This is a genomic window from Flavisolibacter tropicus (assembly GCF_001644645.1).
In the GTDB taxonomy this organism is placed as follows: domain Bacteria; phylum Bacteroidota; class Bacteroidia; order Chitinophagales; family Chitinophagaceae; genus Flavisolibacter; species Flavisolibacter tropicus.
The window spans coordinates 5,383,357-5,396,813 of the sequence record NZ_CP011390.1 but is presented as its reverse complement, the minus strand read 5'-3'; the positions used below and the strand labels follow the sequence as shown (position 1 = coordinate 5,396,813).

15 protein-coding genes are annotated in these 13,457 nt (G+C 43.4%); 7 read left to right on the top strand and 8 right to left on the bottom strand.

Annotation, left to right across the window (positions count from 1 at the left end; all coding sequences use genetic code 11):
* Window positions 1-113 precede the first annotated feature (113 nt).
* A complete protein-coding gene (locus SY85_RS22960) occupies window positions 114-404 on the top strand; it encodes a hypothetical protein (RefSeq protein ID WP_066408202.1) in 291 nt (96 codons plus the stop codon).
* Between the two features lie 102 nt (window positions 405-506).
* On the opposite strand, the gene SY85_RS22955 is transcribed toward SY85_RS22960, so the two are convergent.
* The 5 genes from SY85_RS22955 to SY85_RS22935 form a co-directional block, all read right to left on the bottom strand.
* The gene (locus SY85_RS22955) at window positions 507-785 is read right to left on the bottom strand and encodes a hypothetical protein (RefSeq protein WP_066408200.1); all 279 of its coding nucleotides are present in this window, start codon (window positions 783-785) and stop codon (window positions 507-509) included.
* A gap of 134 nt (window positions 786-919) precedes the next feature.
* Window positions 920-1,417: a RidA family protein gene (locus tag SY85_RS22950; protein WP_066408197.1), complete on the bottom strand. Its 498-nt coding sequence runs from the start codon at window positions 1,415-1,417 to the stop codon at window positions 920-922.
* A 348-nt stretch (window positions 1,418-1,765) separates the two neighbouring features.
* The gene (locus SY85_RS22945) at window positions 1,766-2,251 is read right to left on the bottom strand and encodes a hypothetical protein (protein WP_066408194.1); all 486 of its coding nucleotides are present in this window, start codon (window positions 2,249-2,251) and stop codon (window positions 1,766-1,768) included.
* A gap of 192 nt (window positions 2,252-2,443) precedes the next feature.
* Window positions 2,444-2,686: a hypothetical protein gene (locus tag SY85_RS22940; protein ID WP_066408192.1), complete on the bottom strand. Its 243-nt coding sequence runs from the start codon at window positions 2,684-2,686 to the stop codon at window positions 2,444-2,446.
* 89 nt (window positions 2,687-2,775) lie between these two features.
* Window positions 2,776-3,345: an REP-associated tyrosine transposase gene (locus SY85_RS22935; protein ID WP_066408191.1), complete on the bottom strand. Its 570-nt coding sequence runs from the start codon at window positions 3,343-3,345 to the stop codon at window positions 2,776-2,778.
* A 483-nt stretch (window positions 3,346-3,828) separates the two neighbouring features.
* Between SY85_RS22935 and SY85_RS22930 the strand changes: the two genes are divergently transcribed.
* Both SY85_RS22930 and SY85_RS22925 read left to right on the top strand, forming a co-directional pair.
* Window positions 3,829-4,899 (top strand): IS110 family RNA-guided transposase, encoded by a 1,071-nt coding sequence (locus SY85_RS22930; protein WP_066408189.1) that lies wholly within the window; start codon window positions 3,829-3,831, stop codon window positions 4,897-4,899.
* Window positions 4,900-5,258: 359 nt separating this feature from the next.
* Window positions 5,259-6,410, top strand: coding sequence for an IS4 family transposase (locus SY85_RS22925; protein ID WP_066404563.1), 1,152 nt, complete (start codon window positions 5,259-5,261; stop codon window positions 6,408-6,410).
* A gap of 91 nt (window positions 6,411-6,501) precedes the next feature.
* On the opposite strand, the gene SY85_RS22920 is transcribed toward SY85_RS22925, so the two are convergent.
* Window positions 6,502-6,897: a hypothetical protein gene (locus SY85_RS22920; RefSeq protein ID WP_066408187.1), complete on the bottom strand. Its 396-nt coding sequence runs from the start codon at window positions 6,895-6,897 to the stop codon at window positions 6,502-6,504.
* 487 nt (window positions 6,898-7,384) lie between these two features.
* Between SY85_RS22920 and SY85_RS26130 the strand changes: the two genes are divergently transcribed.
* Complete coding sequence (locus tag SY85_RS26130; protein WP_257739091.1) at window positions 7,385-7,510, top strand: hypothetical protein; 126 nt, start codon at window positions 7,385-7,387, stop codon at window positions 7,508-7,510.
* Between the two features lie 298 nt (window positions 7,511-7,808).
* Here the strand turns inward: SY85_RS26130 and SY85_RS25745 are convergent, their stop codons facing one another.
* Together SY85_RS25745 and SY85_RS22910 are read right to left on the bottom strand one after the other, a co-directional pair.
* Window positions 7,809-8,168, bottom strand: coding sequence for a rhodanese-like domain-containing protein (locus SY85_RS25745; RefSeq protein ID WP_158513022.1), 360 nt, complete (start codon window positions 8,166-8,168; stop codon window positions 7,809-7,811).
* A 479-nt stretch (window positions 8,169-8,647) separates the two neighbouring features.
* Window positions 8,648-10,561 carry a vWA domain-containing protein gene (locus SY85_RS22910; protein ID WP_066408184.1) on the bottom strand — a complete coding sequence of 638 codons (1,914 nt, stop codon included), beginning with the start codon at window positions 10,559-10,561 and terminating at the stop codon, window positions 8,648-8,650.
* An 84-nt stretch (window positions 10,562-10,645) separates the two neighbouring features.
* Between SY85_RS22910 and SY85_RS22905 the strand changes: the two genes are divergently transcribed.
* The 3 genes from SY85_RS22905 to SY85_RS22895 all read left to right on the top strand — a co-directional run bounded on the left by SY85_RS22905 (window position 10,646) and on the right by SY85_RS22895 (window position 13,447).
* Window positions 10,646-11,248: an RNA polymerase sigma factor gene (locus tag SY85_RS22905; RefSeq protein WP_066408181.1), complete on the top strand. Its 603-nt coding sequence runs from the start codon at window positions 10,646-10,648 to the stop codon at window positions 11,246-11,248.
* Entirely contained in the window at window positions 11,229-12,497 is a 1,269-nt protein-coding gene (locus tag SY85_RS22900) for an energy transducer TonB (RefSeq protein WP_066408179.1), read from the top strand. Before SY85_RS22905 ends, SY85_RS22900 begins: the two co-directional genes overlap by 20 nt.
* A gap of 113 nt (window positions 12,498-12,610) precedes the next feature.
* Window positions 12,611-13,447 carry a DUF2911 domain-containing protein gene (locus tag SY85_RS22895; RefSeq protein ID WP_066408176.1) on the top strand — a complete coding sequence of 279 codons (837 nt, stop codon included), beginning with the start codon at window positions 12,611-12,613 and terminating at the stop codon, window positions 13,445-13,447.
* The last annotated feature ends 10 nt before the right edge of the window (window positions 13,448-13,457 follow it).

Sequence of the window (13,457 nt, the reverse complement as noted above, 5' to 3'; positions counted from 1 at the left end):
ACAAGTAGAAGAAATACAAAGAGCAATATGAAAGGCTTGATAAGATTAATCGTATGCTAACGAATTTCTAACAACCAAACTATCCTAACAAATTATACTTAAACAAATCACTTATGATTACACAAAACAAAAGACTGATTGGCATTCTACTCTCTGTAGTTCTTTTATTACTTATACCCTTCATAGCTATGCAGTTTACCACAGAAGTGGATTGGAAGCTAGGCGACTTTCTTATTATGGGCGTGTTGCTGCTTGGCACTGGCCTGGCGTGTGAGTTTGTAATCAGGAAGGTTAGAAAGCTGGATTATCGCATAGCCATCTGTGTTGCAATAGTAATAGCGTTTTTACTTGTTTGGGCAGAATTGGCCGTGGGCATCTTTGGGACACCGTTTGCGGGAAGCTAGCCTGTGAAAGCATTCAAACAGTTTGAACATTTCCATTAATTAATTGGATACTCAAGTATTAGCGGGGCTCGCCAAGCCATAAACCTGTCGGTGAAGCCCTGCTTAGACTGTATACTTTACAGCAATAAAGAAGCCCACAGCTAATACATAAAATAGAATGACTAATCTGTTAGCTGTTTTTATGAGTTGATGTTCTTCTTTACTATCACCATTTCTTAGTATAGGTAGCAACGCTTCAAGTGCATATATACCAAAAAGGAATTTAGTAAAAAACACTTTTCCACCTGTTCGCATTCTATCCAATCGGATAGCAATATATACTCTCCAACACAACAGGACAATGCATAAAAAAGCAATGATTTCAAAAGGTCTGGTATCCATTAACAAAGCTTAAAGCACAGACTTATTTGTACGTTGTAATGGGTCAAATATAGGTCTAATTATTTCGCCAGGCCACCGTGTCCCTCGCCTTAGCATTTACTAGAAAGAGGAGACACAAGGGGGACCGATGATTACTATTTCGTCTTGTGGGCCTCCATATCAATCTCAATCAGCTGCCCCGATACTGCCAATCCTTTAACTTCAAGCCAGGTACCTGTCGGAAATTGCTTTTTATAAATAGTGTTACGAAAGCCAGAAACCTTTATAAAATCGGCCATATTAGTTGTGTAGATATTTTCCACCACGACATCGTCAAACGTGTATCCATAATGTTGTAAGATCGTTTCTAAATCGCTGTAGCAATTTTTCATCTGTTGTTCCATGTCGCCCGGCGCAACAATGACTCCTGATTCATTCATGCTAACTGCTCCGGAAATTTTAAGATCGTCTCCAATTTTTACAGCATGCGTATAGCCATACTCCTTTTCCAATGCCGGACGCAGGTTAAAATACGCAAGTGTGTCTGTATTCTTTCTTTCACTTTCTGCTGTTGATTTCGTATTGTCAGCGTTGTTGCAGCTATTAAGAATTGAAGAGCCAATTAAAAGGCCAAATAAAGCAATCCTTACCATGGTTTTAGTGTTTTGGTGGTGAAACCGTAAGGGTACTTTAGCATGACGGAACAGGGCCTTCCGATGTACTGACAGTAGAATTCCGTCTGCCTTGGCAAGTTAGATAAAGTTGATTAGAGAAAAAAAGTACGATGATTGGTCGTCAGCCAGCATATTGACAAGCCGATGTTACCTGCCGTGCTTATTTAACGCAGCGCCAAAATATACTATTAATGCAGCTTGTATAATGGGGTTCAAATAGCCCTTGCTATTCGTAGTAAAAGATTAAATTATAGTTCACGCTGTCCGCAGTTTATAATTTGTAGAACACTACGAATAGCTAAGGGTTAGCAGCTGCCCTTTTCATACTTAATCTCTTTTGCAAATTCTTTTGAAAGCCTTCTGCTCGATATGAACCAGTTTATTCGTTTGGGGATCTACATAAAATTCCCGGAACTCAGGTGCTTGCTTTATTTCTGTATGGTGAACGGGCCCAAATGACTCGCCTGTCCAAATAAATTGTTGAGTTTTCTTGTTCCAAGGTCGACCATCAATAATATCTACATTATCTGCTACAAACCAAAAGACCATTTCTTTGTAGTCTAATAGCTTAGTTGGTATTCTGGAAATAATTTCAGAGTATACCTGGTCCCAATCGTTGCCTACTTGATTGCGCAGGAATCGGACAAGTAGTCCATAATTGATTTTTCCATTTCCAAATTTCTGAGTGGTCTTAATGCTCTCATGAGATGGCAAGTCGTCATAATCTTTTGTTTTTTGCAAATGGCGTTCGTCAGCATAACTCCCATTATGGACACGCTCTCTTTTGCTGCCCGATGTTTTCATAACACTCATTAACCACCGTTTGTTATGCTCTCTCATGTTTATATGGATTGCTCAAGGTTGCTGCTAACGTGAAGGGCTTTACGAAGTACAGGCAGTCTGTGCTTCTGTAGCCTCAGGTTTAATATGAAGATAAATAGAATTGGTTAGCTGAGCCTATGCTTCGTTTCCTGTATTTCGGGGAAACCTGTGTTAGCAAACGTTTTAATCAAAGTGAAGCCAATCATCAACCACTTCTCCATCCTGATTTACATCTAAGGCATACCACCCTACAGGTTTATTCCTATCCTTTGGTTTATCAGTAAATAAATTGTAGTGTGTTCTTAAAATAAACGTCTTTTGATCGTACTGATAGAATGTTAGTTTTTGACTTACGTTATCAAAAATGAAGTTAGTAGCTGTTAAGTCTGGAAATAACTGCTTGTGTTCTTCTGGACTTTCTTTCATCCAGTTTTCTAAGCAGGTAACCCCGACACTGGCGCAAGTATGCCGCCTGGCCCTTGCCGCGCTGCGTACTTGTGCCGCGCTGTAAGACGCTACGTAACGGTTACTACTTGCGGCTCTAAGAGAGTAACCTCTATCAAACCTTTCAACCCAAAGTAATTCCGGGCACTGCTGTACAACCAGTCTTCTTCCTTTTCCACAAAACCAGCCGCTACCGGGTTGCGGTGAATATAGTTCAACTTTTGGTACAACCGATGGGCATCCCGCAACTCAATAGGCCGGTTGTCCTGCCGCCAAAGCTGAAACCCGCGGTTGTTGGAATTCTGGCTTCCGGCCTGCTGCAGCAGCTGCAGCATCCACTCTTTCCGGCTTTCGCCCGGGTGTTGCTGAATGGCTTTATGCAGCTGCTCGGAGGTATGCCGCTTTAAATCGCGCATGATGTTCGCCATGGGTTCTTTCTGAGAGCCGATGATCAGGTGCACGTGCGAGGTCATAATGCAGTAGGCATACAACTCCAGGCCTTTATGCTCCCTGCAGTACTGGAAGCTTTTGAGCAGGATGTCTTTGTATTCGGTGCGGATAAACAAATCGATCCAGCCCACCACGGCAAAAGAGACAAAATAGAGCTGGTCGTTGTCCCGGAACTTGTACTTACGGCTCATCGGGTAAAACTAATAACAACAAGGCATAAGCGCAAATAGCAGACAGGTCTATGAATATGACAATAGGAAAGCATCGCGGAGCATCTGGCGCAAGTATGCCGCAGGGCTTTGGCCGCTTAGGGTACTTGTGCCGTGGTAGAAGACGGGTCGTAACTTTTCACGAAAGACTTTAAGCATTGTGCCGATGGCAAAACCACTCTAAAAGTGCGGCACAAGTACGCTTAGCGGCAATGGGCCAGGCTGCATACTCATATCATTGCAAAAGATTATTTTTCATTATAGCAACAAAGCAATTAAGTAACCAGTACGCATACTAAACAAGCATCGCTATGTTGAGCGCAAGGCCTCCCTTAATTGCTTTTTCTTTTAAAGCCTGAACAGTACTTAAAGGTAGCCGCCTTACAGAGCTGCTAACCTTGTATAAAATATGAGAGAAGGCTACTAAAGAAAACGTTGCTGCGTATTCATTTTTCAAATTCAGGTATGGATTTATTGAAGTATGGTATTGGTATAGACATGGCCATGGACAGCTTTGATGTTTGTTTAAGTGTAATTGACCGCCAGCAGCACGTTATCATTCAAGCACGCAGCAGTTTTAGTAATGACAAAACAGGGTTTGATCGTTTCGATGCCTGGTGTACGAAACACAAGAAGCTCCCTTTGCCGACGGTTTATTTAATGGAAGCAACGGGGGTCTATTATGAGCAGCTGGCCTGGTACCTGCACACCAAAGCATACGATCTCTCCGTTGTGCTTCCCAACAAAGCCCGGAAATATAAAGAGTCGCTGGGCCTGAACTCAAAAACCGATCGTATTGATGCCAAAGGCCTTGCCCAAATGGCCTGCGAACAACAGTGCAGCCGGTGGCAACCCTTATCGGCCAACATTTACCGGCTGCGATTGGTGACCCGGCAGATTCAAAACCTTACCGAGCAAGCCATCGCGCTGTCCAATCAGTTGCACGCCCTGCAGCATGGCATGTTCCGCGATAAAGACCTGGAGAAGATGCTGCAAAAGCAACTAGTGGTTCTAAAAAAGAACAAAGCGTCACTTAAAACAAAAGTGCAGGCACTTATCGATGCTGATCCGGCCTTAAAACAAAAATTTGAAAAGATCGGGAGCATCAAAGGACTGGGCTGCCAAAGCCTGGCCGTAATTGTAGCAGAGACCAATGGTTTTGCGGCTTTTGAAAGTGCGGGGCAACTGGTCAGTTATGCAGGCTATGATGTAGTGGCCAACGACTCCGGTAAGCGGGTAGGTAAAACAAAAATATCCAAGAAGGGCAATAGCCGGATCCGGAGGTGCTTGCATTTTCCGGCTTTTAATATGATTAAATATGAAGTGGGTGTTTTTAAAAACCTCTATCAAAGGGTGTATGAAAGAAGTAAGCTGAAAATGAAAGCGTATACAGCGGTACAGAAAAAACTGCTTATGATCATCTATGCACTTTGGAAAAACAACGAAGCTTTTATCGATAAGATACCGGGGCCAGCATTAGGCGATACAGCCGCAGCGCCTTCGGTGGCATTGGTTGGGCAAGGGACAAAAAATTAGCCCGGGCAAACGCCTGGGCTAAACAAGATAGACAGCCATCGAAGTATCGGCAGATGTCTTCTTTAAGAAAACAAAGGTATTAAAAATTAGTGCCTGAATAATTTGGTTTTCTTGACAGTACCTTGCGCCAGATTGAGGGTAAACCTATTTCAGGATAAGACAGCCAGGCAAAGGAGACTCGGCTGTGAAACCGAAGCATCCTGATTGTCAATTTTGTAACCACCGGCAGGCATAGCGGTAAACTTAAGGAAATATGCCTGATACCTGTTTTGCTTTGTTACAGGTTGATTGTTTAAAAGTCCGGAGTTGCAAACCACAAGTGTTCGAAACCTTAGCAGGGCGTTTAACGTCTATTGAGCATGACAGCTGCTGCTTTGCTAAAGCTCCTGCCGGCGCGCTGCCTGAGGGCTTTAGCCGTTACCACCCAGGTGGACCACCAGGTCAAAAAACTCTCCGGCGAGATCATGTTCAAGCTGATCTTGTTTTCGATGCTCAACTCCGAAAAGCTTTCCCTGCGGGTGATGGAAAGTTTTCTAGCGTCCGCCTCCTTTAAGTCCTTTGCCCACAGTGAAACCCTGCACAGCCGCTACAATTCCATCCGTGACCGCATCTGCACCATGCGGGCTGCCTATTTTGAAAAACTGTTTGCCACCGTGTCCGCCCTCTACACCAAAGTGCTCGGGGAAGAAAAAGCTCTTACCCGGGTCGATAGCACCTATGTGGCGCTGTCGGCCCGCCTGTTGGCCGGGGGGCTGCAAAACGGCCCCAACCTCACCAAGGGGCACACCAAGTACAGCGTGGCTTTAAAGGGCTCCCTACCCGCCTCGGTCAAGGTGTATACCCAGTCTACCTTCATCAGTGAAGACAAGGCGCTGGCCGCCCTCATTGATGAAGCGGCGTACTTAAAAGACGGTGTGGTGGTCTTTGACCGGGGCCTGCAGTTGCGCGACGCTTTTGACCGGTTTACCACGGCCGGCAAGGGGTTTGTGGGCCGCACCAAGACCAATATTTATTTTCAGTTGAAGCGCTGCCGCCCCTTGCCACGAGCGCCCCGCCAATCTTCGGTTAAGGTATACGGTGATGAAGAGGGCTTTCTCTATAAACGAAAAGGCAAAACCACCCAGTATACGTACCGGGTTATCAAAGCTACGCTGACCCAAAACGGCGAAGCGCTGTGGCTGATCACGAACCTGATGGAGGAAAACCCGTACACCCTGGCCGAATGGTACCGCAGGCGCTGGGACATTGAAGTCTTCTTTCGATTTATCAAGCAACACCTCAGTGCCGCCCACCTGGTCAGTCGCACAGAAAACGGCATCCAGGTCATGATCTACATGACCTTAATTGTAGCGGCCCTGGTCATCGCCTACAAGAAACTCAATCACATTAGCAGCTATAAGATTGCCCGACTGCAATTTGAAATTGAACTGGAAAACCAAATCATTAAAACCATTGTAACCCTGTGTGGTGGTGATCCCCGTAAAGCCGCTCCGCTTTGGAACTCCAGCTAAAAACAAGGTTTCGAACACTTGTGGTTGCAAACTCCGGACAGCGGTCGTTTATAATTTGTAAAAACACTACGGATAGCTAAGGGGCTATTTCTTACCATTTCTCATACCGTTGAATCCATTTCAAACTATCAGGAAATTCTTTATTTAGGCCATTAAAATCGGCCTCTGTCAATAGTAACTTGTTATTTTGCGGGTTTTCTGGCACGTATAGAATTGGGACTGCTTTTCCTACCAGCGAGTCTTTAATGGTAAAAGAGAGGGTTTTGTAAGAATCGCTTCCCTTAATCTTTTTTCCATTGTGAAAGTAATAATACTTAAAGCGTGTCCATCCCTTGTAAGCATCCCAAACGCTTGTAACATATCCAGTAGTAATTGTGCCATGCTCCTCTAATTCAGATGCCTTTCTAAATCTGACAGCATAAGCAACAGTACAGGCTATGAGAATTATTGCAAAAAAGATTTTAATGTGATTTCTTGTTACAGTCATGCTTTGGCATAGTTGACTTCAAAACTGATGTTTGCAAAGTTTCCGCTAACTCCCAAATATACGCCTGTTTTTGCTGTTAGCTAAGAGTTGTGGCTGAGTTGCAAACCATTTATTATTAGCCCCTTTCACTTGCGTTTCTTTGTTACCGTTAACATAAAAAGCGCATATTTTCACACCAAGCGTTAACCCTAAAAACGCAACTCCTTTCCTACCAACTTAGTCAGTTACAGGAATTCTATTCCACACTTACTACACATACTCACCGGCATAAGATGCAGAGAGCACGAGAATTAATATGGATAACTTAACGATACTATTTTTTGCAGGTAGTATCTTATACCATGCTCATTCCGCCAGCCATATTTACCACCTTGTTAAAACCACTCTTAGACCCTTGCAGGCGTTCTTCACAGTCATTGTGCGGTAGCGGCACCATAAAGGCGTAAATGGCATAGTTTTTATTGCTATATACTAAAACATATATAGTATGAAAAAGTACTCAATTATCGTAGCTATGCTTATGATAATTGGTGCCTCTATTAGTTCTTGCAGTACATCGGGACGAGTAGGCACCAAACATCATGAGGTAGGTGTCGGTGCACATGTTAAATAGCGATTTAAATCACTAGAAATTTATGTACTGATAAACGGTGTATGAAAATCAATCCATATCCCGTAAACAACTTTACAAAGCCCACAAAAGCGGGCTTTTTTTTATTTATACGCTGCTGTTGGTGTTTTCATTAACAGCAGAACTTTAAAGAAAGCTACCTGATCGTTAGTTGTTGCTCAAAAGACACAACAACGGCAACCACACACCGAAGACCAACAATGGCGATAAATATCCGTTGCAATATAGGATACTCTGTAGTGAGGTTATGATCTTAGAGAACAATAAGATAGTAAGTTCTTTATTTCTTACAGGTAGTATCTTGTACCACACTCATCCCTCCTGCCATATTCACTACCTTAATAAAGCCATTTTGTGTTAGCAAATAGGCGGCTTGTGGACTCCGGTGACTGTGAGAGCAATATACCAGGATCTCTTTGTCTTTGTACTTATCCAGTTCTGAAAGTCGTTGAGAAAGTTCTTGTATGGGAATATTTATAGCACCTTTTAAGGTACCGTAATTTGGATTGGCTGTGCCTTCGTATTCTCCATTGGTTCTTACATCCAGCAAGATTGCATCTGGGTGGCTTGCTATGTAGCTGCAAATAGTAGAGGGAGCAATTTCTTCAAAATGTATGGTTGAAGCAGGCACCAACTTCATGTTGCAGTGTTTGCATTTCCCTTCCGCACTGTACTCTGCTTTATCACAATCACTACCGCATGGAGTGCATTTATAAACTTCCTTGTTGGCTTGTTGCGCATTCGTATTGACTACGCTAATTAGTAGGATGAGTAGAAGAGCTATATGTTGCATAAGTACTACCAAGTTACAACGGTTTTGCAAGACCACTCTGCCACTCATAACGAAACAAGCAATGTTTTTTTCTAATGTTTTACTAAGGCTCATCAGCCCGGCACTTACATTTTGAGAGAGCCTGTATTATTATTTTACAATCCCGCCGTGTCACAGCCACGCGCAAAGTCATAAAATGGAGACACGGCGGGGACAAAACACAATGTGCACAAAGCAGACTACATTAATCTTAAAGACTATTGTAGCCTGCTTTGTACTTCTTCCCCTGTCAACTTTCCAACTTGTTAACTTGTCACCCCTTCCCTCACCACTCGCAGCTCTTAACTTTACTCATTCACCACCACATCCTCTTCCTCCTCTACTTTCGCTTTTGATAATTCTGCGGCCTTACGCACCAGCTTTACAAATTCAGCTCTATACCCTTCCGCATCTGTACCTTTGGCTGCTTTGGCTATGTTTAACACTTGCGCATAACCGCTAGTACCTTTAAACTCAGAGTTGCGCAGTAACATACCAAAGCTGGCTACTGCTGTAGCAAAGCGGAAATTATCGGATGTCTTGTCAAAGGCAATGGATTGGTCGATTACAGGTTGTTCTATTAATTCACTTTTATTACCATCGGGTTGTTTGTATCGAAACTTCACAGTTAGAATATCCTTGCTTGTATTGGTTGTTGCTTTTACATTCTGGTACTTCAGTGGATCAACATCTTTTAAGAACTCGCTTTCCACTCCTGCAGGTATTACTTCATACAGTGCGGTAACGGTGTGGCCACTGCCTAACTCACCCGCATCTTTTTTATCGTCATTAAAATCTTCTTTATTCAGCATACGGTTTTCATAACCAATCAGTCTATAGCCAGCAACTTTAGCAGGATTAAATTCTACCTGCAGCTTTACATCTTTGGCAATGGTAAACAGTGTACCGCCAAACTCGCTCACCAATACTTTTTTGGCTTCACCAATGCCATCGATATAAGCATGGTTACCATTACCCTTATCGGCCAGCTTCTGCATCTTGTTGTCTTTATAATTACCCATACCATAGCCTAACACCGTCAGGAACACACCACTCTCCCGCTCTTTTTCTACCAGGCGCTCCAGTTCATCGTCGCTGCTGGCACCTACATTAAAGTCGCCATCAGTACACAAGATCACGCGGTTATTGCCATCCTTTCTAAAGTTCTCTTTTGCCACTTTATAGGCCAGCTTTATGCCCTCGCCACCAGCAGTGGAACCACCTGCCTGCAGTTGATTGATCGCATCTTTGATCTTGCCTTTATTGGCACCGCTGGTGGGCGACAGTACCATGCCAGCTGCACCTGCATATACGACAATAGAGATACGGTCTTCTTCACGCAATTGATCCACTAACAGTTTCATGGAAGACTGCACTAACCCCAGGCGCTCAGGGCCTTGCATAGAGCCCGATACATCGATCAGGAATACCAGGTTAGAAGCGGGCAGATTCTCCATGGGAATCTTTTTGCCTTGCAGGCCAATCATCACCAGTTTGTTTTTGGTATTCCATGGACAGGCCGCCATTTCTGTAGTAATAGAGAAAGGTTGCTTGCCAGTAGGCGCTGTATAGTTATAGCGGAAGTAATTGATCATCTCCTCTATGCGTACAGCACCTGCTGGTGGCAGTTGACCATTGTTTAAAAAGCGACGCACATTGCTATAAGAAGCGGCATCTACATCTATGGAGAAGGTAGATAGTGGATCATCGCTTACTTTATGAAAGCCATTTTCAGCTATATGATCATAATCTTCCGTATTAAGTTCTCTCTCCCCATTATAGCCATAAATGCTATTAACGCCTCTTATTTGTACACCTGCCGCTCCTCCTTGCACAACTTGTGAATTGGCATAAGGTGCTGAAAACGTTGCTTTTCGCATTCGCTTTGTACCATAGGCTGTTACTACTACTTCCTGCAAGTTTTGCTGACTAGCGTTCAATGTTATGTTCAAACTCGTTTGTCCTTTTACCGCCTTCTCCACCGATTCGTACCCTACTGCTGAAAACACCAATACTGCCTTAACATTGGTATAGGTTATTGAGAATTGACCTTTTGCATCTGTTGTTGTGGCCGTTTTGGTTCCTTTCACTTGTACCGTCACATTGGATATACCATTGCCGTTGGCGTCAGTAACAGTACCCGATATAGTTTGGTCTGCTATAGTACGAAATGCCAAAAACATCAAGATCACAGGAGCTAAAAGCAGGAATACTTTTCTCATATAAAATGGTTTTGCCCTATTGATGCAGCTATTTTTGCAATTACATAAGTCTTATAAAAAAATATTTCGGCTAATTTTATCCTCTTGTCTTTTCTCAAAAACATATCGTCTCCATTAACCGATGCTGAATTGGTGCAGCAGTATAAGCAGTCGACCGACCTGCAAGTGCTGGGCACCTTGTACCAGCGCTATATGGACCTGGTATATGGTGTATGTTTAAAATACCTGAAAGAGCCTGAGGATGCAAAAGATGCCGTGATCAACCTGTTTGAGGAGCTGGTAAGCAAGGTGCAGAAGCATGAAATTGAGAATTTTAGAAGCTGGCTGTACCAGGTGTCCAAAAACCACTGCCTGATGCGTCTGCGCAGTGCCCAGAAAACGATTTTGGTTAAAATGGATACTGGGCTTATGCAATCGGAAGAAAATGTGCATCTTGACGGTGTATTTGAGAAAGAGGAGAGTTTTAAACAACTGGAGTATTGCCTGGAGCGATTGATCAGTGAGCAACGCCAGGTCATTGAGTTGTTTTACCTGCAGGGCAAGTGCTATAATGAAATAGCCGACCAAACAGGCATTGAATGGAATAAGGTAAGAAGCTTTATACAGAATGGACGGCGCAATTTAAAGCTGTGCATGGAAAAAAGAAGTTTAGAAACCACTTTAAAAAATGAAACAAGCGGATCATAACCCAGGTTTTACTGCAGCAGATATAGAACGGTATTATGCCGGCACCCTATCTATGCAGGAACGGCATGCTTTGGAAAAAGCAGCGCTGGATGATCCCTTCCTGGCCGATGCCTTAGAAGGCTATCAGCATACTTCTACCCCACAATCCGACCTGGCCTTCCTGCAGCAACAGTTGGCTAATAAAGTAGAACGTAAACGTGTGTATCCACTTTTCTTCTTAAAGCCATGGATACGTGTAGCAGCGCTTTTCTTACTATTGGCTGGCGCTGGCTGGACCGTTTACCAATTCTCGTTTACGAAAAAAGAGAACCTGGCGGTAACGCATAAGGCAATGCCAGAAAAACAAGAAGAGCCAAATAAAGCCACTATAGCCGCTCCAGCGACAATTGACAGTAGCGCTATAGTACAAACGAAAGAAACGCAGATACCTGCATTAAAAATTGAAAAGAGCAGACCTAAGCCGGTTGTTGCAAAAACAACAAACAAACCAATACGCCAGACAGATGAAGCCATTGTAAGTAAAACAACGCCGATGGTAGCGCCAGTGGCTATAGCGAGTGCGCCTGCTGAAAACAAATTATCCTTGAAGGCGGCTGATGTAATAGCCGAAAAGGAAGTAGCAGCCTCTAACAGTTTTGCAAAGAACCGGGCATCCTACCAACATACCTTTAAAGGACAAATACTGGATACCAAGGGCAACCCGGTACCTAACGCCAGTGTTATGATCAATGGGAAGCCTACCGGTACTACCACTAACATACAAGGACAGTTTTCGTTAACAACCCCCGACACAGTGCTCAATGCCACAATTGCCGCAATAGGGTTTGAAACCAACCGCATAGCCTTAAATAACCCAGCAGAAGAAAAGATCGTTGTATTAAATGAATCATCGGCTGCTTTAAATGAAGTGGTTGTAACTGGCTATGGCGTTAAAAGGGCTAGAACGGGCCGCCCTTCTGATGCGCAAACCAAAAAAGAAGTGGAAGATTTAGAACCGGAAAATGGATGGTCGTCTTTCAACAACTATATAGCAGACAATATTCAAATACCAGAGGAAGTAACCAGCAAGCAAATAAAGGGCGAAGTAGAACTATCTTTTGATGTAAATAAAAATGGCGAGCCGGTAAACATTAAGGTAGAAAAATCGCTTTGTACTTCTTGCGATAAAGAAGCCATCCGCTTACTACAGGAAGGTCCTGGATGGAAAAAGAAAAAGCGTAAGAATGGGAAGGTGAAGATCTCTTTCTAAGTACACGGATTAAGTGGATTTCGAATTTTGAGTTTGGAATTTGATAGTTGGAATTTGCTTAACGTTTAGGGTATTGAGCTTTCTTCAGTTACATTTGCTGCAAATCAACAGCTATGTTCAAGAAATTTTTCTTTTGTAGCGCTACCCTTCTAACGCTTATGGTGGCAGATGCGCAACCCATTAAAACACCTGCACCAAGCCCTACCCAAACTATTAAACAAGAATTTGGCATTAGCTCGGTAGAACTCACTTATTCCCGCCCCAATATTAAAGGACGTAAAGTATTTGGCGACCTGGTACCTTACGGTAAATTATGGCGTACTGGCGCTAATGCAGCTACCCGTATCAAGTTTGCAGACGATGTAAAAGTGGGTGGCACTGATGTAAAAGCCGGCGAATACGTACTGTATACAATCCCTACAGAAAATGAGTGGGAAATTGTGATCAATAAGGGTCTTACCAATTGGGGTATTGACGGCTATAAGCAGGAAGACGATGTGGCCCGTGTAAAAGTGAAGTCCTCAAAACTGAATGACAGCCAGGAAACATTTACCATGCAGTTTGTAAATGTAAAGCCTAGCAGCACTGACCTGCAGATCGTGTGGGACAAAACAGCTGTAAACGTTCCTATTACTTCTGATATTGACAAAAAGATCATGGCACAGATTGATAATGTCATGAATAAAGACAACCGTCCATACTACCAGTCCGCTATGTACTACATGGAGAGTGGCAGGGATTTGAACCAGGCACTGGCGTGGTTTGATAAGGCAGTAGAACAAAATCCTACAGCTTATTGGATTCATCATCAGCGTGCCAATGCTTTAGCTAAGCTGGGTAAAAAAGAAGATGCGCGCGTAGCAGCTAACAAGTCTATGGAACTGGCAAAACAAGCCAAGAACGAGGATTATGTAAAGCTGAATGAGAAGTTATTAACGGCATTGAAATAACCACCTACTT

Excerpts from the sequence above, each read along its gene's own strand:
- SY85_RS22960 (WP_066408202.1), top strand. The coding sequence starts at position 114 with ATGATTACACAAAACAAAAGACTGATTGGCATTCTACTCTCTGTAGTT.
- SY85_RS22955 (WP_066408200.1), bottom strand. The coding sequence starts at position 785 with ATGGATACCAGACCTTTTGAAATCATTGCTTTTTTATGCATTGTCCTG.
- SY85_RS22950 (WP_066408197.1), bottom strand. The coding sequence starts at position 1,417 with ATGGTAAGGATTGCTTTATTTGGCCTTTTAATTGGCTCTTCAATTCTT.
- SY85_RS22945 (WP_066408194.1), bottom strand. The coding sequence starts at position 2,251 with ATGAGTGTTATGAAAACATCGGGCAGCAAAAGAGAGCGTGTCCATAAT.
- SY85_RS22940 (WP_066408192.1), bottom strand. The coding sequence starts at position 2,686 with ATGAAAGAAAGTCCAGAAGAACACAAGCAGTTATTTCCAGACTTAACA.
- SY85_RS22935 (WP_066408191.1), bottom strand. The coding sequence starts at position 3,345 with ATGAGCCGTAAGTACAAGTTCCGGGACAACGACCAGCTCTATTTTGTC.
- SY85_RS22930 (WP_066408189.1), top strand. The coding sequence starts at position 3,829 with ATGGATTTATTGAAGTATGGTATTGGTATAGACATGGCCATGGACAGC.
- SY85_RS22925 (WP_066404563.1), top strand. The coding sequence starts at position 5,259 with ATGACAGCTGCTGCTTTGCTAAAGCTCCTGCCGGCGCGCTGCCTGAGG.
- SY85_RS22920 (WP_066408187.1), bottom strand. The coding sequence starts at position 6,897 with ATGACTGTAACAAGAAATCACATTAAAATCTTTTTTGCAATAATTCTC.
- SY85_RS26130 (WP_257739091.1), top strand. The coding sequence starts at position 7,385 with ATGAAAAAGTACTCAATTATCGTAGCTATGCTTATGATAATTGGTGCC.
- SY85_RS25745 (WP_158513022.1), bottom strand. The coding sequence starts at position 8,168 with ATGAAGTTGGTGCCTGCTTCAACCATACATTTTGAAGAAATTGCTCCC.
- SY85_RS22910 (WP_066408184.1), bottom strand. The coding sequence starts at position 10,561 with ATGAGAAAAGTATTCCTGCTTTTAGCTCCTGTGATCTTGATGTTTTTG.
- SY85_RS22900 (WP_066408179.1), top strand. The coding sequence starts at position 11,229 with ATGAAACAAGCGGATCATAACCCAGGTTTTACTGCAGCAGATATAGAA.
- SY85_RS22895 (WP_066408176.1), top strand. The coding sequence starts at position 12,611 with ATGTTCAAGAAATTTTTCTTTTGTAGCGCTACCCTTCTAACGCTTATG.